20 protein-coding genes are annotated in these 23,785 nt (G+C 71.7%); 4 read left to right on the top strand and 16 right to left on the bottom strand.

Annotated features, from left to right (window positions below; all coding sequences use genetic code 11):
• Window positions 1-44: 44 nt before the first annotated feature.
• The 4 genes from LO772_RS03585 (at window position 45) to LO772_RS03570 (ending at window position 5,972) form a co-directional block, all read left to right on the top strand.
• A complete protein-coding gene (locus LO772_RS03585; RefSeq protein ID WP_231776868.1) occupies window positions 45-1,637 on the top strand; it encodes a CocE/NonD family hydrolase in 1,593 nt (530 codons plus the stop codon).
• Window positions 1,638-2,302: 665 nt separating this feature from the next.
• Entirely contained in the window at window positions 2,303-2,884 is a 582-nt protein-coding gene (locus LO772_RS03580; RefSeq protein ID WP_231776867.1) for a Dps family protein, read from the top strand.
• A 91-nt stretch (window positions 2,885-2,975) separates the two neighbouring features.
• Window positions 2,976-3,368 carry a DUF2795 domain-containing protein gene (locus LO772_RS03575; RefSeq protein ID WP_231776866.1) on the top strand — a complete coding sequence of 131 codons (393 nt, stop codon included), beginning with the start codon at window positions 2,976-2,978 and terminating at the stop codon, window positions 3,366-3,368.
• Between the two features lie 303 nt (window positions 3,369-3,671).
• Window positions 3,672-5,972: an arylsulfatase gene (locus tag LO772_RS03570; protein WP_231776865.1), complete on the top strand. Its 2,301-nt coding sequence runs from the start codon at window positions 3,672-3,674 to the stop codon at window positions 5,970-5,972.
• Window positions 5,973-6,325: 353 nt separating this feature from the next.
• Here the strand turns inward: LO772_RS03570 and LO772_RS03565 are convergent, their stop codons facing one another.
• The 16 genes from LO772_RS03565 to LO772_RS03490 all read right to left on the bottom strand — a co-directional run bounded on the left by LO772_RS03565 (window position 6,326) and on the right by LO772_RS03490 (window position 23,780).
• Window positions 6,326-6,922, bottom strand: a complete 597-nt coding sequence (locus LO772_RS03565) for a DUF7691 family protein (protein ID WP_231776864.1) — start codon at window positions 6,920-6,922, stop codon at window positions 6,326-6,328.
• A gap of 315 nt (window positions 6,923-7,237) precedes the next feature.
• Window positions 7,238-8,779, bottom strand: a complete 1,542-nt coding sequence (locus LO772_RS03560) for an AMP-binding protein (protein ID WP_231776863.1) — start codon at window positions 8,777-8,779, stop codon at window positions 7,238-7,240.
• 268 nt (window positions 8,780-9,047) lie between these two features.
• The gene (locus LO772_RS03555; protein WP_231776862.1) at window positions 9,048-10,445 is read right to left on the bottom strand and encodes an ABC transporter substrate-binding protein; all 1,398 of its coding nucleotides are present in this window, start codon (window positions 10,443-10,445) and stop codon (window positions 9,048-9,050) included.
• Between the two features lie 305 nt (window positions 10,446-10,750).
• On the bottom strand, window positions 10,751-12,208 hold the full coding sequence (locus LO772_RS03550; RefSeq protein WP_231776861.1) for a class I adenylate-forming enzyme family protein: 1,458 nt from the start codon (window positions 12,206-12,208) through the stop codon (window positions 10,751-10,753).
• 194 nt (window positions 12,209-12,402) lie between these two features.
• Entirely contained in the window at window positions 12,403-13,452 is a 1,050-nt protein-coding gene (locus LO772_RS03545) for a phosphotransferase family protein (protein WP_231776860.1), read from the bottom strand.
• Window positions 13,449-14,519 (bottom strand): phosphotransferase family protein, encoded by a 1,071-nt coding sequence (locus tag LO772_RS03540; protein ID WP_231776859.1) that lies wholly within the window; start codon window positions 14,517-14,519, stop codon window positions 13,449-13,451. Before LO772_RS03540 ends, LO772_RS03545 begins: the two co-directional genes overlap by 4 nt.
• A complete protein-coding gene (locus tag LO772_RS03535; RefSeq protein WP_231776858.1) occupies window positions 14,516-15,328 on the bottom strand; it encodes a TetR/AcrR family transcriptional regulator in 813 nt (270 codons plus the stop codon). Before LO772_RS03535 ends, LO772_RS03540 begins: the two co-directional genes overlap by 4 nt.
• Window positions 15,325-15,777, bottom strand: coding sequence for a nitroreductase family deazaflavin-dependent oxidoreductase (locus tag LO772_RS03530; protein ID WP_231776857.1), 453 nt, complete (start codon window positions 15,775-15,777; stop codon window positions 15,325-15,327). The genes LO772_RS03535 and LO772_RS03530 overlap by 4 nt, the downstream gene beginning before the upstream one ends.
• 53 nt (window positions 15,778-15,830) lie before the next feature.
• Window positions 15,831-17,081: a cytochrome P450 gene (locus LO772_RS03525; RefSeq protein WP_231776856.1), complete on the bottom strand. Its 1,251-nt coding sequence runs from the start codon at window positions 17,079-17,081 to the stop codon at window positions 15,831-15,833.
• A 4-nt stretch (window positions 17,082-17,085) separates the two neighbouring features.
• The gene (locus tag LO772_RS03520; RefSeq protein ID WP_231776855.1) at window positions 17,086-17,871 is read right to left on the bottom strand and encodes an SDR family NAD(P)-dependent oxidoreductase; all 786 of its coding nucleotides are present in this window, start codon (window positions 17,869-17,871) and stop codon (window positions 17,086-17,088) included.
• A 5-nt stretch (window positions 17,872-17,876) separates the two neighbouring features.
• Window positions 17,877-18,116: a ferredoxin gene (locus LO772_RS03515; protein WP_231776854.1), complete on the bottom strand. Its 240-nt coding sequence runs from the start codon at window positions 18,114-18,116 to the stop codon at window positions 17,877-17,879.
• 1 nt (window position 18,117) lies between these two features.
• Window positions 18,118-19,326 (bottom strand): amidohydrolase family protein, encoded by a 1,209-nt coding sequence (locus tag LO772_RS03510; protein ID WP_231776853.1) that lies wholly within the window; start codon window positions 19,324-19,326, stop codon window positions 18,118-18,120.
• 26 nt (window positions 19,327-19,352) lie between these two features.
• On the bottom strand, window positions 19,353-20,822 hold the full coding sequence (locus tag LO772_RS03505; RefSeq protein ID WP_231776852.1) for an aldehyde dehydrogenase family protein: 1,470 nt from the start codon (window positions 20,820-20,822) through the stop codon (window positions 19,353-19,355).
• Window positions 20,823-20,965: 143 nt separating this feature from the next.
• Window positions 20,966-22,165 (bottom strand): thiolase family protein, encoded by a 1,200-nt coding sequence (locus tag LO772_RS03500; protein WP_231776851.1) that lies wholly within the window; start codon window positions 22,163-22,165, stop codon window positions 20,966-20,968.
• Window positions 22,162-22,602, bottom strand: coding sequence for a Zn-ribbon domain-containing OB-fold protein (locus LO772_RS03495; protein WP_231776850.1), 441 nt, complete (start codon window positions 22,600-22,602; stop codon window positions 22,162-22,164). Before LO772_RS03495 ends, LO772_RS03500 begins: the two co-directional genes overlap by 4 nt.
• Window positions 22,599-23,780 (bottom strand): CaiB/BaiF CoA transferase family protein, encoded by a 1,182-nt coding sequence (locus tag LO772_RS03490; protein WP_231776849.1) that lies wholly within the window; start codon window positions 23,778-23,780, stop codon window positions 22,599-22,601. Before LO772_RS03490 ends, LO772_RS03495 begins: the two co-directional genes overlap by 4 nt.
• Window positions 23,781-23,785 lie beyond the last annotated feature (5 nt).

The following is a 23,785-nucleotide window of genomic DNA, read 5'->3' as shown; positions in this document are numbered from 1 at the left end:
GAACCCCGGCGCACCACCGCCGACTTCGCCTCAGGAGACGCCTCGTGACGATTCCCGACCGCCCCTCCGTCCCGGTCACCGTCGTCCTCGACGCGCCGATCGCGACGCGCGACGGCACGGTCCTGCGCGCCGACGTGTACCGCCCGGCGACCGGAGGGCCGCACCGCACCGTGCTGGTGCGCAACCCGTACGCCGAGCAGGTCTTCCGCGGCCTGCCCGTCACGCCGTGGCTGCGCGCGGGGATGGCGGTCGTCCTGCAGTTCTGCCGGGGGAGGGGAACCAGCGACGGCACGTTCACCCCATGGCGCGACGAGGGCCGCGACGGCGCGGACACCGTCGCGTGGATCGTCGACCAGCCGTGGTCGAACGGTGAGGTCGTCGCGACCGGCAACTCCTATCTGGCGGGCTGCGCACTCCAGTTGGCCGCCGAACGCCCCGAGGGGCTGAAGGCCGTCGCCGCGGCGATGACCCCGCACGACTTCTACGACGGACTCAAATACCACGGCGGGGCCTTCGCGTTCGGCTCCGCGTTCTTCTGGGCGAGCCTGCAAGTCCTGCTCGAAACGGGTGTCGCGGTGGAGAACGGCCGGCCGATGCCCCCGCGCTTCCTGGACGTCCTCGCCGCCCGCGACCACGCGGACGCGGCACTGGCGACCGTGCCGGTCCGCGACGCCGCGGGCCTCGCCGAGGCGTTCCCGTTCTGGGCCGAGTGGATCGACCACCCCGAACGCGACGAATACTGGGAGGAGTTGGCGCAGGCGCTGCGCCACGACCGCGTCGACGTGCCCGTGTTGCACACCGCGGGGTGGTTCGACCTGTTCCTGAAGGGCACGTTGGAGAACCACCGCCGCATCCCCGGCGGTCGCCTCGTCATCGGCCCGTGGAGCCACATGGGCGCCGACGGAGCCGTCGGCGAACTCGACTTCGGCATGGGGGCCTCCGCCCAGTCCGTGCAACTGGAGAAGACCCAGACGGAGTTCCTCATCGGCGCCACCGACGAGGGCCCGGCCGTACGGTACTTCACCATGGGGGCCAACGCGTGGCGGGAAGCCGACGCGTGGCCTCCGCCCGAGGCCGTCCCGACGCGCCACTACCTGCACGCGGACGGGACGCTGTCGACCGCCGCGCCCGCGGCCGACGCCGCGCCGTCGCACTTCACGCACGACCCGGACAACCCCGTCCCGACCCTGGGCGGCAACCTGCTGCTGCCGGACACCAGGAACGTCGGCCCGCGCGACCAGCGGCTTCTCGAGGAACGCCCCGACGTGCTCAGTTTCACCGGCCCGGTGCTGACCGGGGACGTCGAGGTGACCGGCCACGTCACGGCCGTCCTGCACGCCGAGACCAGCGCACCGGGCAGCGACTGGACCGTCAAACTCGTCGACGTGTGGCCCGACGGCCGCGCGATGAACGTCGCGGACGGCATCGTCCGCTCCCCGGGCGACCGGCGGTGCCACGAGATCGACCTCGTCGCCACCAGCCAGACCTTCCGCGCGGGCCACCGCATCAGGGTCGACGTCGCGTCGTCGAACTTCCCGCGCTTCGACCGCCACCCGTCCATGAAGCGCTCGGACCAGACGGTCCACCACGACGCGGGGCAGCCGAGTTGGATCGACCTGCCGGTCATGCCGGTGTGAGGTGACGGTGAGGAGCCTGAACGGGCTTATGGGCGGGGGAAAACAGAGGGAGCGCGCCCGAGGGGAGCGCAGTTGGGGAGTGCGCGCGGGGTGAGGACGGCCGGGTGAGGACGGCCGGGTGAGGAAGCGCCCCGACGCACTCTCCGCACCCGGCTACGGGCACGGGCCCGGCACGCGCATCACGTCCCCGCGCAGCCGACGACGCGCGTGCCCCCGCATGCCTCCGCGTGACGGATCCGGTCGCGGATGGGCCCGGAACAGCGCGGCGGTGCCCGGACCGGGCGATCCCGGGGCACGGACCCGTCGGCGTGGGGGCGCGGCGACAGCGGGCGGCAGGCCCGCCCCGGTGGCCGGCCGGGCGATCCGCGGGTCCTTGATCCGCCGTGGTGGAGGCGGGCAACACGCCACCGCCGGGCAGCCTTCCGAGCGACGCGGCGTCCCCGGCACGCGGACCGGGATCAGCCCGTCGCGGTCGGGTGACGACGCCCGTACACACCGTGCGCGAATACCGCCCGACCACCGCCGACACCCCTCGGCCGCGCGGGTTTCCCCTGGGGGAGAGGGGGCAGCCGCACGGGTCAGACGGGCGGTAATCGGCCGGCCGTCGGAGTCCCGGGCGGCGTCGGTGACCTCGGTGCCGCCACCCGACAGTGCGGAGAACCAGCATGGCCACCTCGTCGAGCCGACCCCCCGCCTACACCGTCCCCGGCATGGACCCCAGTGAGGGCCTGAACGTCGCGAAGATCCTCCAGGACCGCCTGCACGCGCTCAACGACCTGCACCTCACGCTCAAGCACGTGCACTGGAACGTCGTGGGCCCGCACTTCATCGCCGTCCACGAAATGCTCGACCCGATGGTGGCGGACGTCCGCACGATGGCCGACGACACCGCCGAGCGCATCGCGACCCTGGGGTGTTCGCCCGTCGGGACCCCGGGGCGGCTCGTCGCGGAGCGTTCGTGGGACGACTACACCCTCGGCCGCGCGGACGCGATCGCCCACCTCGGCGCGCTCGACATGGTGTTCTCCGGCGTCTGCGCCGACCACCGCGCCGCCGTCACCGGGACGGACGAGATCGACCCGATGACGCAGGACATGCTCATCGGACAGCTGCGCGAGCTGGAGAAGGCGCAGTGGTTCATCCGCGCCCACCTCGAACGCCCCGGCGGCACGCTCGCCACGGCCGGCGCGAAGTCGCAGACCGACGCCGCGGAGAAGGCGCTGCACGGCGTCAACGGGCACGGCTGACGCGAGCCGGCCCGCGAGCGGGGCGGAGACGGGGCGGAGACGGGGCGGAACGGCGGATTCCGTGCGTGAGGTTCGTGAAAGGAGCCCGGTCATGTTCTTGGACCGCAGAAGCGACAAACACGGTCAACGCGTGGACGCGGCACTCGAAGCCGAAGTGGCCGCCGAGATCCGCAGCGGTCAGCGCATCCGCGCCGAGGACTGGCGGGAGCCGGAGCCCGTAGGCGACGACCAGCACGCCCCGTACCCGCGCGGCGGGCCCGCGCCCGGCATCGGCGAGGACCTGGACGCCGGCGAGGTCGAAATGCGCTCCGAACTCGCCCGGCACCTCGACCGCAACGCGTTCCCCGCCGACCGGGCCGCGCTCGACCGGGCGCTGACCGCACGGTACGCCCCCGAACCGCTGGTCGGCGCGGTGCGCGACCGCCTCCCCGGGGGCCGCTGGTTCCACAATGTCGACGAGGCCGTCCACGCCATGCGGGGATGAGTCCGGACAGCTTCGCCAAGCCCCTCCCCGCGGTGACGCGTGTACGTGCGGCCACGCCCGCCGTGGGGAGGGCGGGGGATTTCCCGCCGCCGGTCGGCCGGGGCGACCCGGCGGACCGGCCGCGGCATCAAGGGCCGGAAAGTGCCATTCCATGGCGCTTTCCGGCCCTTTTCGTCGTCGTGGCGACGCCGGTGCCGCGCCGCCCGCGCCCTTGACGGTTTAACCCATGCGGTTTACTGTCTCGCGGTACGGGCCGGGCGCCCCCGCATTCCGGCGCCGGACGGACGACACGAGGGGGAGCGCATGACCGAGCCGTCACCGCGCCGGACGCGCCAACTGACCGCGGACGCCGAGGGGTTGCAGTATCCGCACGACCCGAGGCCCCGGGACGGAGCGCCCGACGTCCTGGTGATCGTGCTCGACGACCTCGGATTCGCGCAGATCGGCGCTTTCGGCTCCGATATCGCGACCCCGAATATGGACCGGCTGGCCGCCGGCGGATTGCGCTACAACCGCTTCCACGTGACGGCCCTGTGTTCGCCGACCCGCGCGAGTTTGCTCACCGGCCGCAATCACCACGCCGTGGGCGTGGGATTTCTGGTCGACATTCCGATCGCCTACCAGGGATACAACGCCCGCGTCCCGAAAAGCGCCGCCACGCTGCCCCGGATTCTCAAGGACTCCGGATATTCGACGATGGCGGTCGGGAAATGGCACCTGACGCCGCGCTGGGAGCGCTCCCCGTCGGGCCCGTTCGACCGGTGGCCGCTCGGCTTCGGCTTCGAGCGCTTCTACGGGTTCCTGCAGGGCGACGCGAACCACTGGGCACCCGAACTGGTGTGCGACAACCACTATGTCGAGCAGCCGCGGACACCGGAGGACGGCTACCACCTCAGCGAGGACCTGGTCGACACCGCGACGCGGATGATCCTCGACCAGAAGCAGGCGACGCCCGACAAGCCGTACTTCATGTACCTGGCCTTCGGCGCGATGCACTCGCCGCACCACGTCGCACCGGAATGGGTGGAACCGTACCGGGGCCGCTTCGACCAGGGCTGGGAGCGGTGGCGCGAGGAGACCTTCGCGCGGCAGGTCGCCGCCGGGATCGTGCCCGAGGGGACCGTGCTGCCCGAGCGACCGCCGTGGATCCAGGAGTGGGACGCCCTCGACCCCGACGACCGGCGCATGTTCGCCCGCATGCAGGAGGTCTACGCCGGGTTCCTCACCCACACCGACGCGCAGATCGGCCGCCTGCTCGACTTCCTCGAACGCACCGGACGGCTCGACAACACGCTTGTGCTCCTGATGTCCGACAACGGCGCCAGCGCGGAAGGCGGCCAACTCGGCACCGTCAACGAGCACCGCTTCTCGTCGCGCATGGGCGACAGCACCGCGCGGAACCTCGCCGAGGCGGAGACCTGGGGCGGCCCCGACACCTACCCCCACTACGCGTGGGGGTGGGCCTGGGCCGGCAACACACCCCTGAGGCTGTGGAAGCGCTACACATGGCTCGGCGGGACGCGGGCGCCGCTCATCGCGCACTGGCCGGACGGCATCGCCGCACGCGGGGAGATCCGCGGCCAGATCGCGCACGCGGCCGACCTCATGCCGACCATCCTGGACGTGTGCGGCGTCGACGCGCCCGACGTCGTCGACGGCGTCCCGCAGCAGGAGATCGCCGGACGCTCGCTGACCGCGACGTTCGCCGACCCGGACGCCCCGGCGCCGCGCACCACGCAGTACTTCGAGATGCTGGGCTCGCGCTCCGTCATCCGCGGCGAGTGGAAGGCGACGACCGACCACGTGTCGCGCGGGGTGCTCGACGAGGAGCGTCTGCTGCTCGGCAGCCGGGACTTCGCGACCGACCGATGGTCGTTGTTCCACCTCGCCGACGACTTCGCTGAGGCTCACGACCTGGCCGACCAACACCCGGACCTGGTCGAGGAGTTGGAGGACCTGTGGTTCGACGAGGCGGAGCGCAACCATGTCCTGCCGCTCGACGACACGATGCAGGAACGCCTCGCGGCACTGATCTTCCCGACGTACGGGGTCCCGAAGCGGGGCCGCTACCTGCCGGGCGGAGGCCCGGTGCGCGACGAGACGCTGCCGCCGCTGTTCGCCGGATTCACGCTCACCGCCGACATCGAGGTGCCCGACGACGCGGCGCACGGCGTGCTGGCCGCGCTCGGTGACCTGACGGGCGGCTTCGTGCTGCGCGTGGCGGAGGGACGGCTCGCGTTCACGTGCTCGCGGGCCGGCGAGACCGACCGGGTGATCGCGGACCGCCCGCTGGCGCCGGGACGCCGCACGGTCGGCGTGCGCTATCGGCCGGGCGACGGATCACCGGACGCGGCGGGCACGTTCGTGCTGCTGGACGACGGTGCGGAGATCGCCTCCGCCCCCGTCGGCGGACCGTGGCCCACGGCCTTCCAACACGGCGGCGCGGGCCTGAGCATCGGCCACGACCGCGGCCTGCCCGTCGACCGGGCCTACCGGCCGCCGCACGCGTGGAACGGCGTCCTGCACGAGGTCGCCGTCGACACCGGGACGACCCCCGAACCGGACCTGGCCACGGAGTTGCGCACGGCACTGCACAGCGACTGAGCGGCCGGGGCGAGACCGGCGGGCGGCCCGGGAACCGGAGGCGGACGGGGACGGACAGGCGGGCCGCGCGGAACGCCCGCGCCGACCTGATCCGGCGCCCGGCACCGTACGTGTCGCGCGGTGGGTGGCGTCGGCGGGGAGAGCCGGGTATACCCCCGGCCGTCGGCACGCGAGCCCGGTGCCCGGCCGCCGACCGCGGAAGCCGCATGCGGGTGAGGGCCGCGGGGCGAGCCGGGCAAGGGCCGGTGCCTGGTTGCCAGCTGGCTCCGGGGTCGCCTCGTCGGTGCCCGGGGACCGGCCCTCGCCCGCTTCGGGGGTGGTCCGTCACCTGCCGGTCGGCTCGCCGCGTGTGGTCAGGACATGAACCCCACGATGCCGCGGCCCTGGGCCGCGCGGGCGGATTGGAGCCACGTGGCGGCCTCGTCGGCGGCTTCGCGGACTTCGCGGTCCAGTGCCGCGAACTGGTCCTCGGTGGCGGCCTCGTACTGCTCCAGTGCGGTCGCGCACTCCGCGGCCGTCCAGACGCCGTGGCCCGGGAGGTCGGTGTAGGGGAGCGCCGAGGGAAGCCCGTAGCCGAACTCGGCCACCCGGACGGCCGTGACACCCAGCGACTTCAGGCCCTCGTCGACGCGCTCCAGCCAACCGGCCCGGAACGGCGAGAAGTTGCTCGTCACGATCATCCGCCCGTGGAAGGCGCAGATCATGCGGTACGCGTACCCGTACTGGAAGCCGTGCGCCTCGTCGAACGGCCCGCCGTCGACGACCGCGGTCAGCGCTTCGTAGCGGGTCGGCGCGCCGTCGGCGATCTGGGAGGAGAAGTAGTCGTCGTCCCGGGCCATTTCGCGCTTGAAGCGCCCTCCGATGGCCCGGCGCATGCGGACATCCTTCGAACCGATGGCGTTGTGGGCGGTGTCGGGGTCGACGACGAACAGCGTCAGCGAGAAGCTCATGCGACGCAGGCTAACGACAGGGCCCGACACGGTCGGTGAGGGGGCGTCGGCCACGAGCGCCGGGCCGTCGCGGTCGCCACGCTGTGCGGCGCGGTGGGGATGCGGCAACCGCCGCGCCCGGCGTACGCGCACCCGGCCCCCGGAACTCCCGCCGGGCACGCGGTTCTTCGTGCCCCCGGCCCCGGAACCCCCGCCGGACACGCGGTTCCCCGCGCCCGGACGCGGCGGCGCCCCCTTCGACTGCCTGTATCCGGAAGGGAGTCGAAGGGGGCGGTCCGTGGGCGCCGGGAGTTCGTGTGTGTGGTGGGGGGTGGGTCAGGCGCCGGCGGCCTCGCGCAGCTGCCGCCGCAGCAGGAACTTCTGGATCTTGCCGGTGGCGTTCCGCGGGAAGTCGTCGGCCTCGTGCAGCTCTTCCGGCCACTTCTGCCGCGCCAGTCCCACCTGTTCGAGGTGCGCGCGCATCTCGTCGAGGCTCGGCATGGTGTGCTCGGGCCGCAACCGCAGGAACGCCGCGGCGTGTTCGCCGAGTCGCGCGTCGGGGGCCGCGACGACGACGGCCTCGGCGACGGCCGGCATGGCGAGCAGCGCCTCCTCGACCTCCAGGGCGGAGATGTTCTCGCCGCCGCGGATGATCAGGTCCGACTTGCGGTCGGTGATGGTGAGGTAGCCGTCGGCGTCGATGACGCCGATGTCGCCGGTGTGGTACCAGCCTTCGTCGTCGAAGTGCGCGGCGGTCAGCTCGGCGTCGGTGTAGCCGAGGCACAACTCCGGCCCCCGGCTGAGGATTTCGCCGTCGTCCGCGATCCTGACCTCGACGCCGAGCAGCGCCGCGCCGTCGGTGTTGAGGCGCTTGTCCTCCGGCGCGGTCGAGAACGACGCGGTGATGGACGGGTGTTCCGTGCTGCCGTACGCGCGGAACGCGATGATGCCCAGATCCGCGAGCCGCCGCGTGACGGTCGTGGGGACGGCGGAGCCGCCGAGGCCCGCGTACCGCATCGCCGGCAGGTGCTCGGGCCGCCACTCGGGGTGGTCCAGCAGGCTCGTCAGGTGGTACGCCGCGCCCCCGCCGAACGTCAAGTCGTTCTCCGTCATGAGGCGGAGGATCTGCGCCGGGTCCCAGACGTCCGTGAGGTTGATCGGCATGCCGTCGATCACCGGCACGAGGAACGCGGTCAGCATGCCCATGAAGTGGCCGACCGGGGCGTTGGTGATCTGGTGCCCGCGGTCCGCCGGGTAGCGCTCGGCGAGTTGGCGCGTCTCGAACCCGAGGGTGCGGTGGTTGTGGACGACGCCCTTGGGGGCGCGCGTGGTGCCGGACGTGAACGCGATGACCGCGGGGGAATCGGGGTCCGCGGGCAGGACGTCCCGCATCGGCTCGTCGGCGAGCAGGTCGTCGAAGTCGCGGCCGACCACACCGACGACCGGCACGTCGGCGTACAGGTCGGGCTGGTGCTCGTTGCGGCCGAACCGCTCGGCGCACACGAACACCTTCGGCCGGGTGGTGGTGAGGATGTGGCCGAGTTCCTTGCGGCCGTAGAAGTGCACGACCGGCACCACGACCGCGCCGAGGAACGACGACGCCCAGAAGACCGCCGCCGCCTCCATCCAGTTCGGCAGCTGGACCACCACGGTGTCGCCGGGGCCCACGCCGCGATCGCGCAGGCCCGCGGCGAGTCGGCGGGCGACGAGTTCGACGTCGGCGAAGGTCCCCGACCACGGGCGGACCGCCGAGTGGACGTGGAAACCCGTGTCCGGGGCCGCTTCGAGACCGCGTACGACCAGGTCGCCGAGGGTCTCCCGCGTCCACCACCCCTCCGCCTCGTACTTCTTCACCAGGTCGGCGGGAATGGTGCGCATTCGGGTAACTCCGTCCTCGGCGGACCGCGCGTCCGCCGCCACCGGTGACCCCGTCGGGCCGAACATCGGATTCTCCTCGTTCGAGAATTCTTATATCAGGGCGATCGCCCGTATGGGTGGCGGCGTCGGAGCGGCTCGCCTCCGCTCCGACGCCGCCCGAACCGGTCCACGTCGTTCCGCTTCCGCTTCGCCGGCACACAGCCACGCCTGCCGGCGAACCGCCTCCAAGCGGTCGACGCACCGGTGGTCTCGCGACGCGAGGGTCCGGCTACTTGAGGTCGTTCAGGCTCTTGCCCACGTCGGCCAGCGTCCCGGGCTTCCCGTAGTCACCCGTGAGCTTGTACGACGCGATGTCGCAGGTGTACGCGCCCTGGCTCGGCTGGAACTCGGGGGCGGGCTTCCAGCCGTCGGCGGTCGCCTTCTCGATGTTCATGCACTTCGCCGGGGCGTCCTGGGCCGAGAGGTCGATGGGCGCCTGCAAACCGCCACCGGTCCACGCGGTCTCCTTGCGCGCGGCGTCGACGAGGCACTTGCGTGTCAGGTCGTCCCCGCAGCTCGCGGCCGACTTGGCGAACAGCAGCCACGACGAGAACGCCTTGACTCCCGGAAGCGTCACCTCGGCGTTGGGCGCGTACTTCGCGAACAGTTCCAGGACCTGCTTGGTCGCCGGGTTGGCGGTGCCGTTCTCCAGCGGGTAGGTGCCGCTGATGTCGGCCAGGTTGTTCTGGAAGTTCAGCACCTTGTCACCGGCGAGGCCGAGGAACTTCTGCCCGTACGCGTTGCTGTTGGCGTCGATCCAGTCGAGCTTGTAGTCCATGGCGGTCAACTCCTGCTCCAGCTTCGCCAGAGAGGTGTAGTCGCCCATGAAGATCAGGCCCTTGACGCCCTTGTTCTTGATGTTCTGCGCGTACGGCGTCCAACTGGACACACCCGCCGCCGGGTACAGCTCGGTGTAGGACATGGGCGTCCCGCGGGACTGGAAGAACTCGGCGCGCTGGTCGACCGAGACCTTGGTGACCGGCGAGTCACCCGCGATGATGCCGACCGCGCCCGCGGACTGCGGGTACGCGTCCTTGACCAGCCACTCGTAGAACCCCGCGTAGCGGAAGTACGACGGCCCGCCCGGCTGCACCGTGAGCTGGAGGTCGGAGCCCTCGTTCTGGCGCTGCGTCGACTGCGAGGGGAACTCCGGCAGCAGGCACGACAGCCGGTCCTTGGTACCCATGGCGTCCAGGGCCGCGCTTCCGCCGACCAAGGCGAAGTCCTCGCGGCACGCCTCGGTCATGCGCTGCCGGACCTCCACCATCTTGGTGTCCCGGACGGTCGACTTGACCTTGCGGCCGTTGATGCCGCCGAGTTCGTTGCACCAGCTGGTGAAGACCTTGGCCGCGTCCTCGTATTCGTGGTTCTTGGTGAAGCCGACGTCCGACATGACGCCGACGTTGATCTCCTTGGCGGTGACGCCTTGGGCCGGCGAACTCTTCGGGTCGCCGGGGCCGCACACGTTCTTCAGATCACCGAAATCGGCGGACAGCGGGGTGCTCGCCGACGGCGCGGCGGCCGGGCCTTCGCCGGCTTCGGATGTGCCGCCCCGGTCGGCGCATCCGGCCGCGGCGAACAGCGCGGCCACCAGCGCGATGCTGGTGATGGTCTTGGTGGGTCTCACGAGCTGGCTCCTCGGTGCTGGTCCGGCGTCCCGTGGCGGAGGCCGGCCTTGTTCCTTGCGGTGTCGCCCTGGGAGGGCGGGCCCGGCGGTGCCGGGCGTGGCGCACGTGCTTCGGATCGCCGGGAAACCCGGTACGCGGGCGCGACCGTGTGAACGGGCGACGCTGTCGCGGTGAAAGCCGCGGAACCGCCGGTGGCGAGAGCGGCGACGGCCGGGTCCCCCCGATGAGGCCGGCGATGGTGGCGGAGTGACAAGTGACGAGGTGGGACAAGGGGTGCGGCCCGGCGCGGCCGGGCCGCCGTGGCTCAGCCCCCGCGGGCCGCGACGAGTGCGCCTCGGCTGACTTTGGTGGCGGCACTGCGGGGGATGGCGTCGACGAATTCGACGGTCTTGGGGACCTTGTAGGCGGCGAGTCGGGCCTTGGCGTAGGCGATGACGTCCTGGGAGGTCGGGGGTGCCGCGTGGTCGGTCGGTTCGATGACGGCGTGGACGCGCCGTCCCCATTCGGGGTCCTTGAGGCCGATGACGACGACGTCGGCGATGTCGGGGTGGTCGATGAGGGCGGCCTCGACCTCGGCGGGGAAGACGTTCGCCCCGCCGGTGATGATCATGTCGACGCGGCGGTCGAGCAGGTAGAGGTAGCCCTCCTCGTCGAGGCGGCCGACGTCCCCCGCGGTCTGGAACCCGTCCTCGGTCTGCTTGAGCCGAGGGGCGTCGCCCAGATACTTGTAACCGCCGTAGCTCGCCGACCGCATGTACACGTCGCCGGCCTCGCCGACCGGCATCTCGGTGCCGTCGGGGTCGAGAATGCGGATCTCGGTCGTCCGCATCGGACGGCCGACGCTGCCCGGGTGCTTCATCCACTCGTCGCCGCGTATCGCCGTCAGGCCCAGGCCCTCGGTCATGCCGTACGCCATCACGATGCGCTCGGCGCCGATCAGGTCGGCCCAGCGGTGGACCAGCGAGGGCGGCATGGGGGCGGCGCCCTGGATGATCCAGTCGAGGCTGGACAGGTCGCGGCCATCGACGCCGGGCAAGTCGGCGATGCGCTGGAGCATGGTCGGCGTGGCGGTGAACGTCGTGACGCGGTGCCGCTCGACGACGTCCACGACGCGCGCGGCGTCGAACTTCTCCATCACGACCATGTTGTCGCCCGACAGCAGGCCGAACAGCGTGGTCAGCCCGTTGGCGTGGTACATCGGCGCCAGCACGAGGATCGTCTGCGGGCGCGGCACCGGCCGCCAGTTCTCCATCATCGGCCGGCTGAACAGCGGGTTGTGCAGCGCCGGGAGCATGCTGACGATGACCTTGGGGGTGCCGGTGGATCCGCTGCTGCAGATGCCGTGGGCGCTGGGGGAGAGGACGTCCGGGAGGTCGGGGACGTCGGCGTCCGCGGTCGCGTCGATCCAGGCCAGGTCGTCGCCGCCGAGGTGGACGCTGGCGTCGACGACCTCGCGCAGGCGGGCCAGCTCCCAGTCCGGCAGGTCCCAGCGGATCGGCACGGGTACCGCGCCGAGCTTCCACGCCGCGAACACCCCGAGCACGAACTGCGGCGAATTGCGCAGCGCCAGGCCCAGCCGGTCGCCCAGGCCCAGCCCGCGCCCGGCCAGCGCACCGGCGAGCTGATCCGAACGGCGGTCCAACTCCCGCCACGTGAAAGCACTTTCGCCGCCGTCCAGGGCGACGTGCCGGAACACCGCCGCGCCCGTACACGACGCCGCGAGGTCGCGGATCCGCCGTACGTTGCTGACTTGGTCGTCCATGGCCATCTCCTCCTCACCGAACCACTCACCGGATCGTCGGCCCGTGCGGGGCACGGGTCTCGTCCGCAAGGTCGTCGCGTGCAAAAACCTTCGGTGTTCAGCGTTCCCTTGGCGGCGCGGAGGGCCGGTTCGTCCCCCGTGTGGGGAATCCGCCGGGCCCGCCGCGCCCCGATACGCGCTCTGTGCGCGAGTCCTCAGACCCCGAGCAGGTCGAGGCTGCCGTGCCGCGCCACCGCATGGGCCAGGCGCTGGGTGTGCCGTACGGTGATCGGCCGGTGGACCGCGCGGGTGATGCCCCACATGTAGAAGCCGTACGGGAGGTGTTCCCGGTACGCCGTCCAGGCCTCGTCCCGGGTCGGCGGGGTCCCGCCGTGCGCCGCCAACCGGTCCAGGTAGTGGTCCAGCAGGCCGCGTTCCGCTTCGGCGAGATCGTCCGGGGCGAGCACCGACGCCATGTGGTAGGCGACGTCGAGTGCCCAGGCGCCGTACTGCACGACCTGCCAGTCGATGATGCCGGGTTCGCCGTCCGCGGTCGTGTACATGTTGCCGGTGTGCACGTCGCCGTGCACCAGGCAGCGCGGCAGGCCCTCGCCGATCCGGGCCATCGCGCCCATCGCGGCGTGCAGCCTCTCCCCGTCGACGACCTTCGCCGGGGCGCCTTCCGCGCGCCCGTCGTCGAGCTGGGCCTGGAGCTTCTCGCCGGTGAAGTACCGGGCGAGCGAGGTCAGCCGGGCCGGGAACACCCCGGCGTACTCGTCGGCCCGGGCGGCGTCCGACGTCGCCGCGTGCAGCGCCGCGATCTGGTCCAGCGCGCCGGCCGCCTGCTCGGGGGTGAAGCCCGCGAGCGGATCGCCGAAGACGACGCCCTCGGGTACGAGGTCGCGCATCACGACCAGCGGATGGCCGGTCTCCTCGTCGATCGCCGCGTGCACCCACGGCGGCGTCCGCACCGGCAGCGCGTCCGCGTACAGCCGGTAGAACTCGGCCTCGGTGCGCGGAGCCCCCCGCTTGCGCGTCTCCGGGTTGAAGTACCCCTTCGCGCAGAGCGCGGTCGGGGCGCCCGGCACCTCCTGGGCGTACCGGAGCGTGAACCGCACCTTGGTGGCGACGGTTTCGATGCGTTCGGTGACCTCGACCCCGGTGACGACCGCCCCCGGGTGCCGTTCGCCGAGGAGGGCCGTCAGCCACTCCGGGGACAGGACCACCGCTTCGTCGTTCGGCGCGACGCCGCCCGGGAACGTCATGACGCCCCCGTCGCGACGGGCGTCGGCACGCCGCTGATCTCGCCGGCCCGGGCGATCCACGGGCTCGGCTTGCCGGCGACCGGCAGCTTCATCGAACGCCGCGTGTGCATGCCCAGCAGACCCGCCTTGACCCCGGCGAACGCCTCGTGCCAGTCCAGGTTCTCGACCTTACGGCCTGTCAGTTCCTGCCACAGGTCGAGGGTTTCCTGCCGGTTGCCGAGACCGTCGAGCCGCTTGAGGCCCTGCGCGACGCTGTGCATGTCGTCGAAGAGCAGCCACCAGCCCAGGTCGGCCATCGCACCGCCCAGCGACGCCTGCTCCCAGTCCATGACGCCGACGACCCGGAAGTCGTCGTCGAACATGATGTTGCCGATCCGCGCGTCGCCCCACGACAGGCCGGGGGTACAGGTGGCCGGCTGGTTCGCGCGCAGCCACTCGAAGAGCGCCGACACGTGGTCGGGTATCTCGTCCTCGAGCGCCCACTCCGCGAACTGGCTCCAGTACGCGAGCTGTTGCTCGTCGCCCGCGGCCCCCTGCTCCGGCCGGTGCACGAACGCGAACTCGTCCGTCGGCACCGAGTGGATCGCGGCGAGCTGCTCCATGGCGCTCTCCCACGCGGTACGCCGCTGCGCGGGCGTCGCCTCGGTGAGCCAACCGACCTTGTTGTACACGGGCATGCTGACCGGCACCCGGCCGCGCATGCGGCGCATCAGGTAGAACGGCTGGCCCAGGATCCCGGGGTCCTCCTCGAACCACGGGGCCTCGGGGACGCGCACGGTGCCGAGGCGGCGCATGGTGACGAGCATGTCGTACTGCAGCCGGAAACGCGGGTCCAGGAACATCTGGTGCTCGCGGCGCGGGGCGATGCGCAGCACGAACTCGTCGACGCGGTCGCCGTGGACGGCATCGAACAGGATCGTCTCGTTGGAGACACCCGCACCCAACGGGTAGACGAGGTTCGCCAGTTCGACGTCGGCGACGCCGAGCCGGGCGGCCAGCCACGGTCGCAGCGCGGCTGCCGCGGCGTCCAGGTCGCGGCCCTTGTCGAAGATCGCTGCCTCGCTCATCTTTGCTCCACCTCCCTCATTCCCTTGAATTCCGGGGCCCGGAACTGCTCCAGGAGACCGGAGAAATCGACCGTCGAGTGGTCCTCGACGCGACCGCCGAACGCCTGGAGGCAGAAACCCCACAGGTGTTCGAGGATGTCCTCGACCTGTTCGTCCGCCGTCGCGAAGGCGTAGTGGTGGTACGTCGACATCACAAGCTTGATGACAAACCAGGCGTCCCAGTCCGGATTCCGCGGACTCAGCAGCCCTTGCTCGGCCGCCTCGCGCAGCTCCGCCGCGACCAGGCGCGCGTACGGCTCGTTCGCCGCCGCGATCTCGTCGGGGAACAGCTGGTGGAGGCGCCAGTGTTCGGCGACCATGAACTGCGCGCCGGTCAGGTTGGTGGCGTGGCGCAGCGAATCCAGGGTGCCGATGACGTAGTACCGCAGACGCGACACCGGGTCCGGCAGGTGCCGCGCCAACTCCTCGGCGCGTTCCGCCTGTTCGGCGATCAGCTCCTCCACGACGGCGAGCAGGATCTGGTCCTTGCCCGCGAAGTGGCGGTAGATCGTCTGGAGCGCCACGCCGGATTCCTTGGTGAGGTCCGATGTGGTGAACGCGGTCCCCTTCGCCGTCGTCAGCCGACGCGCCGCGTCCAGGATCGACCGCACCTGCTGCTCACTGCGGGCCCGGGACCGCTGCACGGCCGGCGAGCGCTCCGCCGCACGGTCCGCCCACGAGCCCGGCCGAGACCGCGCGGCCTCGGGCCCTCCGGCCGCGCCGCGGGGCTGACCCGCGACGCGGCCCGGCGTCGCGTTGGCGGAGGTCATACGCTGTCGCCCCCGCGCGACGGGGTGAGCACCACGATGGGGATGACCCGGTCGGTACGCGACTGGTACGCGTTGTAGTTCGGCCAGTAGCCCGTCACGACCTCCCACAGGCGGTCGCGCTCGGCGCCCTCCGCGGTGTGCGCGGTCACCGCGATGTGCTCGGCCTTGACCTGGATCTCCGCCTTGGGCTCGGCCTGGAGGTTCAGGTACCACGCCGGAGGCGTCGGTGCGCCGCCCTTCGACGCGACGACGAGGTAGTTGTCGCCGTCGCGACCGAAGATCAGCGCGTTCGTACGGGCTTCACCGCTCTTGCGGCCGGTCGTGGTCAGCAGGAGCGCGCTCACGCCGTTCCACTCGTAGCCGACCTCGCCGTTCGTCTCCCGGTACCGGGCCACGTGTTCGGCGCCGAGCAGTGCCAGGTCGGGCTTCTGGTAACCGGGCTCACTCATCGTTCATGCCTCCCAAATCGACGTTCTCAAATCGACGCTCACCCGTGCGCCTGTCAGCCGAAGACCACGGGGATCTCGGTCGCGCCGCGCTCGTACAGGCCGATGAAGCGCGGCTGCTCGGCGTCCGGGTCGAGCCGCAGGTTCGGGAGCCGGTCCAGCAGCCTTCCGATCCCGACGCGCATCTCGGCCCGGGCGACGTGCATGCCGAGGCACACGTGGGCGCCTCCGCCGAACGCGAACGACGGGCGGACGCGCCGGGTGATGTCGAACTCATCGGGATTGTCCCACCGAGCCGGATCACGGTTGGCGGCGCCGATGCACAGGTGCAGCACGGAGCCCTTGGGCAGGTGCGTGCCGTGGAAGTCGATGTCCTCCATGACGAAGCGCGAGAACATCGGGTCCGTCGGCGTCCACCGGAGCGCTTCCTCGATCGCCGGCTTGAGCAGCGCGCGGTCCTCGCGGACCGCGTTCAGCACCTCGGGGCGCTGCAGCAGCGCGGTGAGGGTGATGCCCATCTGCTTCCACGTCGTGCCGGAGCCGGCGGTCAGCAGCAGCAGCGCGAACGAGTAGATCTCGTTGTCGGAGAGCCGGTGCGCGACACCGTCCTCGTCCTTCATCTCGGCTTCGACGAGAACGCTGATCAGGTCGTTCTCCGGCTGCTCGCGGCGCGCGGCGACGATGGGCCGGATGATGTCGATGATCGCGTGCGGGTCGCGCAGGGCGGCGCGGATGTCGAGGGCCTTCTCGACCGGCACCCCGAAGCTGCCGGTGATCGTCAGTACCGGGATCGCGGCGCAGAAGTCCACGTTCAGCTCGGCGCGCCCGTCGTCGACGAAGCTGTCGATCAGCAGGTCGACGGTCTCCTCGATCCAGTTGCGGATCCACCACTCGGCCTTGTTCGGCACGAACGACGGCTGCACCAGCGCCCGGTAGCGGCGGTGCGTCGTCCCGCCCATCGACAGCATGCTGTTGCGTACCGCGGGGTCGTCGCCGATCGGGTCGACCGGCGTCGGCGACGCGGCGAACACGTCGGCGTTGCGGTAGGCGGCGTCGCACGCCGCGTACGAGAACGTCGAGAAGTGCGGGCGGTCCGGGTACGGCAGGCCCTGGAACACCGCCGGGCCGTCGTAGCCGGTCAACTCGTGCACCGTGCCCGGGTGCACCGCCGCCTCGTCGCGCAGGCGGTCCCAGATCGGGTACGGGTCGCCTTCGTAGCCGCCGCCGACCGACGAGAGGTACGAGCCGCGCAGGTCGAACAGCTCGCGTACGCGGTCGCGGTCCAAGGACTCCTCGGTGGCCTTCATCCCGTCACCTCGCCACGTATCCGCCGTCGACCGGCACGACCGTACCGGTGATGTTGGCGGCCCGGTCGGACACCAGGAACACCGCGGCCTCGGCGCAGTCCTCGGCCGTGATCGCGTTGCCGAGCGGGTGCGACGCGGCGGACTGCTGCGTCAGCTTCTCCACCGTCGCCTCGTCGTCGGGCAGGCCGCCCGCGGCCATGAACCGCGTCGCCGGCATGCCGGCCGGGCCGATGGCGTTGGCGCGGATGCCGAACGGCGCGCCCTCGATGGCGACCGCGCGGGTGAGCTGGTGGACCGCGCCCTTGGTGGCGCCGTACACCGATCCGCCCCACGCGACCAGGCCCGCGACGGAGCCGGTGTTGAGGATGACCCCGCCGCCGCCCTGCTTCTTGAACTGGATCACGGCGTGCTTGCTGCCGAAGAAGATCCCGCCGAAGTTGACGCCGACCAGGCGCTCGAAGTCCTCGGCCGTGTGGTCCTCCAGCTTGGCGCCGAGGCGCGGCGTGGGGATCCCGGCGTTGTTGAAGAGGATGTCGAGCCGGCCGAAGCGCTCGACGGCCGCCGCGATCATCGCGATGACGTCCGCTTCCTTCGCGACATCGGCCGCGACGGCGGTGGCGACGCCGCCCGCCTTCTCGATCCGGCGGGCGGTCTCCTCGGCCAGGTCGAGGCGGATGTCGGCGCAGACGACCTTGGCGCCCTCCTCGGCGAAGCGCAGCGCGGAGGCGGCTCCGACACCGGAGCCGGCGCCGGTGACGATCGCGGACTTGCCTTCCAGCGCGAGCGACATGCGGCTCACCCCCTTTCCCCATCGGTTGTGGGTCCGTCGTGGATCAGTTGCAGGGCTTGGGTCGGGCACCCCTCGATCGCGGTCTGCACCGCGTCGAGGGGGTCGCCCTGGCCCGTGACGACGGCTTTCGCCTCGTCGTCGTGGGTGAATGTCTCCGGCGCGTACAGGACGCAGATGCCGCTGCCGAGACACCGGTCCCGGTCCACGGCCACCGTCCAGCCGGACGTCTCGGGTGTCGCGGACACGTCAGGCCTTCGCGAGGACGGGGGGCTCCGCCGGGGTGAAGCGGTACAGCTTCTCGGCGTTGCCGCGCAGCAGCTTGTACTGCGTCTCCTCGGGCAGGTGCTGGATGCGGTCCTTGACGACGGTGATGCAGTCGGGCCACGTCGAGTCGGAGTGCGGGTAGTCCGTCTCGCACATGATGTTGTCCTCGCCGATCTCGTCGATGCTGGCGATGCCGTGGACGTCGTCGATGAAGCAGCCGAAGATGTGGTCGCGGAACGTCGCGCGGATGTCGAGCGTGTCCAGGTCGACGCCGTCGGCGTTGGCGTGGTCGTTGAACCGGACGCCCTTCTTGACCCAGTGGCGCTGCTTGTCGAGCACCTGCTCGGCGCGCTCCAGGAAGTACGGCATCCAGCCGATCTCACCCTCGGACAGCGCGATCTTCAGCTTCGGGAAGCGCTGGAACACGCCGCTGAACAGCCACGACAGCATCGCGCCCGAAGTGCGGGTGGCACCCCACGCCAGGTTCGCCAGGAACGGCGCGTCCGGCGCGATCTGCGGAACCGTCGACGACGAGCCGACGTGCATCGACGCGACCATCTCCAGCTCGTTCGCCGCCTTGAACACCGGGTCCCAGTAGCGGTTCACGTCGTGGATCGTCGGGAGGCCCAGCGGGGCGGGGTTCTCCGAGAATGCGAACGACGTGGCGCCCTTCGCGGCGGTGCGCTCCAACTCCTTGACCGCGAGCTGCGGGTCCCACAGCGGGATCAGGACCAGCGGGATGTAGCGGCCGGGGGCCGAGCCCGCCCAGTCCTCGATCATCCAGTCGTTGTAGATCTTCAGGCAGGTGAGGCCGAACTCGCGGTCGCTCGCCTCCATGAACAGCTGCCCGCAGAAGCGGGTCACGGTCGGGAAGCACAGGGACGCGAGGATGCCCGCGCGGTCCATGTCCTCGAGGCGGGCACGGGCGTCGTAGCAGCCCGGCCGCATCTCGCTGTAGGGGAGCGGCTCGTAGCTGAACTCCTCCTTGGACTTGCCCGCCACGGCGCTCAGGCCCGAGCTGGGGAACTTCTTGCCGTCGTACACCCAGAAGTCGAGGCCCGTGTCGTCGAACTCCATGTGCGGAGCGCGGTCGTGGTCCTTCTTCGGGAGGCGGTCCGTCCACAGCGTGGGCGGTTCGAGGACGTGGTCGTCGACCGAGATCAGCCAGTCGAGGTTGAGGTTCGCAGACATTCCTGCTCCTTCGCTTCGAGACGAGCTCATCGGAGTTCGCCGATCACCAAGTGCTTCACTTCCTGGAACGCGCGGATGCCGTCGGGTCCGCGCTCGCGGCCGAGGCCGCTCTGCTTGTAGCCGCCGCCGGGGGCGTACGCGCTGAAGACGGCGGTGTTGACGTTGACCGCGCCGGTGCGCAGGCGTCGCGCGATGGCCGTGGCCGTCGCGGTGTCGGCGCCGTACACCTGGCCGGACAGGCCGTACGGGCTGTCGTTGGCGATGCGCACGGCGTCGTCGATGTCCCGGTAGCCGATGATCGAGATCACCGGGCCGAAGATCTCCTCCTGGGCCGCCGGGTTGTCGTTGCCGGGCAGGTCCAGGACGGTCGGCTCGAAGTAGTAGCCGCGGTCCAGGCCGGCCGGGCGGCTGCCGCCGAACGCGACCTTGCCGCCGTTCTCGACGGCGAGGGCGACGAACCGCTCGCAGCGGTCGCGCTGCGGGCCGCTGATGACCGGGCCCATCGTGGTGCCCGCGGCGGTCGGGTGGCCGACGGTGATCCGCGCGTACGCCGCGCTGACCGCCTCGACGACCTCGGCCTTGCGGTCCTCGGGCACGAGCATCCGGGTCGCGGCGACGCACGCCTGCCCGGCGGTCGACGCGACCACGGCCATCGCCCCGGCGGCGACCTTGCCGACGGCGTCGTCGAGGTAGATCTGCGCCGACTTGCCGCCCAGTTCGAGCGCCACGCGCTTCACCGTCGCGGCGCCCTGCGCGAGGATGCGCCGGCCGACGACGGACGACCCGGTGAACGACACCATGTCGACCGCGGGGTGGGTGGTCAGCAGCTCGGCGCCGGCCGATCCGCCCTCCACCACGACGCTCAGCACGCCGGGCGGGATCCCGGCCGCGTCGGCGGCGGCACCGAAGATCAGCGACGAGATCGGGGTGAGCGGACTCGGGCGCAGCACCACGGAGTTGCCCGCGATCAGTGCCGGGACGATCTTCTGGAGCGCCATCACGATCGCGCCGTTGTAGGGCGTGATCGCGGTGACCACGCCGACCGGCTCGTGGCGCCGGATGCTGAGGGCGACCCGGCCGCGCACGAGGTCGTCGACGGGGACCGGGTTGGACTCCTCGTGCGACATCGTCAGATACAGCTCGATCGCGCCGCGCGCGACCGCCATGCCGCCGCCGAGCTGCGACCGCTCGGCGAACGTCGGCGGCTGCCCGGCCTCGGCGACCATGGTGGCGATCATGGCCTCGCGCGAGGCCTCGACGTGGTCCAGGAAGTCGCCCAGGATTCGCGCGCGTTCACGGACCGGCAGGTCCGCCCACACGCCGCGGTCGAAGCTGTCGCGCGCCTCGGTGACCGCGCGTTCGATCTCCGTCAGCGGCGTCACGGACACGTCCGTCACGTGCGTCTCGTCGGCCGGGTTCTCGACGGCGAGCACCTCGTCGCCCTCGACCCACTTGCCGGCGACGTACGAGCGCCGCTCCGGGATGATGTCTCCCACGGGCCCCTCCTCTTCCTGTAGCCGCTTCCTGTTGGCGCGGAAGCAGTGCCGCACTTGATGCCTGTGCCGCGCCGACCGGCCGTGCCGGTCCGCGCTGTGCCGGTCTGCGCCGTGCCGATCCGCCGTGGCGGCCGGACGCCGGGCTACGGCTCCGTGCTGTAGACGACGGCGCCCCCGAAATGGGGCGAGGAATGGCAGGCGAGCCCGACATTCGCGCGCTCGCGCTGGCGCTCCCCGGCGCGGCCGGACAACTGGAGGTAGCACTCCAGCATCTGCGGGATGCCGTGCATGCGGCCGTTGCCGATCGCGCCTCCGCCGGACAGCACCGGCAGGGCCTTGGGGTTGTCGCTGTCGATCCCGCCGTCCTGGATCAGCCGGGCCGCCTCGCCCACCGGGCACAGGCCCAGGGCCTCCATCCAGAACCAGATGAACGGCGCGAACCCGTCGTACACCTGCGGCAGGTCGATGTCGGCCGGGCCGAAGCCGGTGTTCTCCCACAGGCGGCGGGCCGTCTCGGTGCCCGCGCTCATGATGTCGTCGAGCGGCCAGTGCAGCGGCAGCCTGCGGGGTGCGGGCGGGCTGAGCGCGTAGCCGTCCACGTACACCGGCTTGTGCGGCAGGTCGCGGGCCCGCTCGGCGGAGGTGAACACGAACACCGCCACACCGTCGACCGGGATGTCGCAGTCGAACCGGCACACCGGGTCGTTGATCATCGGCGCGGCGAGGTAGTCCTCGGTGGTCAGCGGCTTGTCGCGCCAGTACGACCACGGGATGCGCGAGCCGTTCTTGCGGGCCTCGACGACCGTGGCGGCCATCGCGTCGCGGGTCGCGCCGTACCGCTGGAGGTATTCGTTGTACGGCAGCGCGATCATCGGCAGCGGGCCGTAGTAGCCCTGTGGCGCGGTCCACTGCTGCGCGCCGGAGACCTCGGTCATCGGGTTGCCGTGGTAGCTGCCGGCCGGGTTGTGCAGCGCGCGGTGCATCACGACGTAGTCCGCGGCGCCGCTCGCGATCGCGTTGACGGCGAGCGCGACGGACCCGGGGATCTGGCCGATGCCCTGGAACCCCGAGACGTAGCGGGGGGTTCCGCCCAGGCGCTCGGCCAGCCACGCGGGCGTCACCAGGCTCACGCCGTCCTCGGCGGCATGCGCGCCCGCGGTGGGGAACAGCGCCGAGCCGACGAACCCGTCGATCGCCTCCGGGGTCAGGCCCGCGTCGGCGACCGCCGCGCGGGCGGTGTCGACGGCGAGCGCGCCGAGGGGGCGGTCGTGGTGGCGGCGGACGTCGCTGTGCGCGTAGCCGACGACGGCAACCTGGCGTCGGGCGTCGAAGCGGGGGCTCACGCGGCACCTCCGAGTACGAACGCGGGGATCGAGACGCCGTCGGCGACGTCCTCGAACGCCACCGCGACGCGGTCGCCGATGTGCAGTTCCGCGTCGGGGCCGTCCAGCAGGCGGCCGATCATGCGCAGTTCGGCCTGCTCGTCCAACTCGACGTCGACGAGGACGAACGGCACGTCCTGGGCGAACCCGGGAAGGGACGACTGGCGGACGATCGTCCACGAGCGGACCCGGCCGGTGCCGGAGACCGGCTCGAACGCGAACTCCGGCGAGGTCGAACGACAGTGCGGACACGTCTGGTCCGGCGGGATCGCGAACTCCCGGCAGCGCGCGCAGCGGGCGAGCGCCAGGACGTGGCGCGCGGCGGCCTCCCAGTAGGGGGCCGAGCGCTCGTCGGGGACCGGGAGGGGGCGTCGGGGGGTGGGCTGCCGGTCGGTCACGGGATCGCCCCCGCGTCTTTGAGCTCGATGATCTGCTCCCAGGAGTACCCGAGTTCGAGCAGCACCGTCTCGGTGTGTTCGCCGTGCTCGGGCGCCGGGCGCAGCGCAGGGCCACGCTCGTCGAACTGCACGGGGACGGCCGGGAGTTTGTACGACCCGCCGCTGTCGGTCGCGACCTCGCCGATGTAGTCGTTGGCCAGCACCTGCGGGTCGGTGAGCAGTTCCTCCACCGCCTGGATCGGCGCCCACGGCGCGTCGAGCCCGGCCAGCAGGGCCTTCCACTCCTCGAACGTGCGTAGTGCGAAGATCGCCTCGAGTTCGGTGACGCATTCCTCGCGGTTCTCGCCGCGCGCGGCGTGGTCCACGTAGCGCGGGTCGGCGATGAGTTCCTCGCGGCCGATGAGGCGGCAGAAGTCGGCCCAGTAGCGGTCGGATTGCAGGAAGACGAGCTGGATGTGGCGCTCGTCCTTCGTCCGGTACGTACCCGAGAGCGGGTTGACCGAGCCGCCGCGCCCCGAAGGGCTGCGCGGCTGGTGGCCCGCCAACGCCGACAGGACGTCGGAGGACAGCGTCCACATCGCGGTGGCCAGCAGAGAGACGTCGACGACCGAGCCCTTGCCGGTGCGTTCGCGGCCCAGGAGGGCGGCCGAGACGCCGAAGGCCAGGGCCATCGCGGCGTTGCGGTCGCCCATCGCGCCGCGCTGGCTGATCGGGTACTCCCGCTCCGGCGGCGTCAGCACGTGGGCCATGCCGCCCTGCGCCCAGAACGCCGACGAGTCGTAGCCCGCGCGGTCCGCGTCCGGGCCGCGCACGCCGTACCCGTGGCCTCGGGCGTAGACGAGCTTGGGAAAGCGCTTCGTCAGTTCGTCGGCGTCGAGGCCGAGGCGGCGCAGGGCGCCGGGGCGGAAGTTGGTGAGGAAGACGTCCGCGGTCTCCAGGAGCTGGTCGAGGAGTTTGCGGCCCTGTTCGGTGCGCAGGTCCAGGGCGACCGAGCGCTTGCCGCGGTTCGCGAGGGCGACCGAGAGGTTGACGCCGCCGCCGTCGGTGCCGATGCCTTGCGTCGCCAGTCCCCGGTACGGGTCGCCCTCGGGGCGCTCGATTCGGACGACGTCCGCACCCCAGTCCGCGAGCAGCGCACCCGCGACCGGGACGAACACCCACTGCGCGAGCTCGACCACGCGAA

It is taken from the genome of Yinghuangia sp. ASG 101, from assembly GCF_021165735.1.
Lineage (GTDB): Bacteria > Actinomycetota > Actinomycetes > Streptomycetales > Streptomycetaceae > Yinghuangia.
Note: the sequence above shows the minus strand (reverse complement) of the source record. Positions and strands in the feature narration are given on the sequence as shown.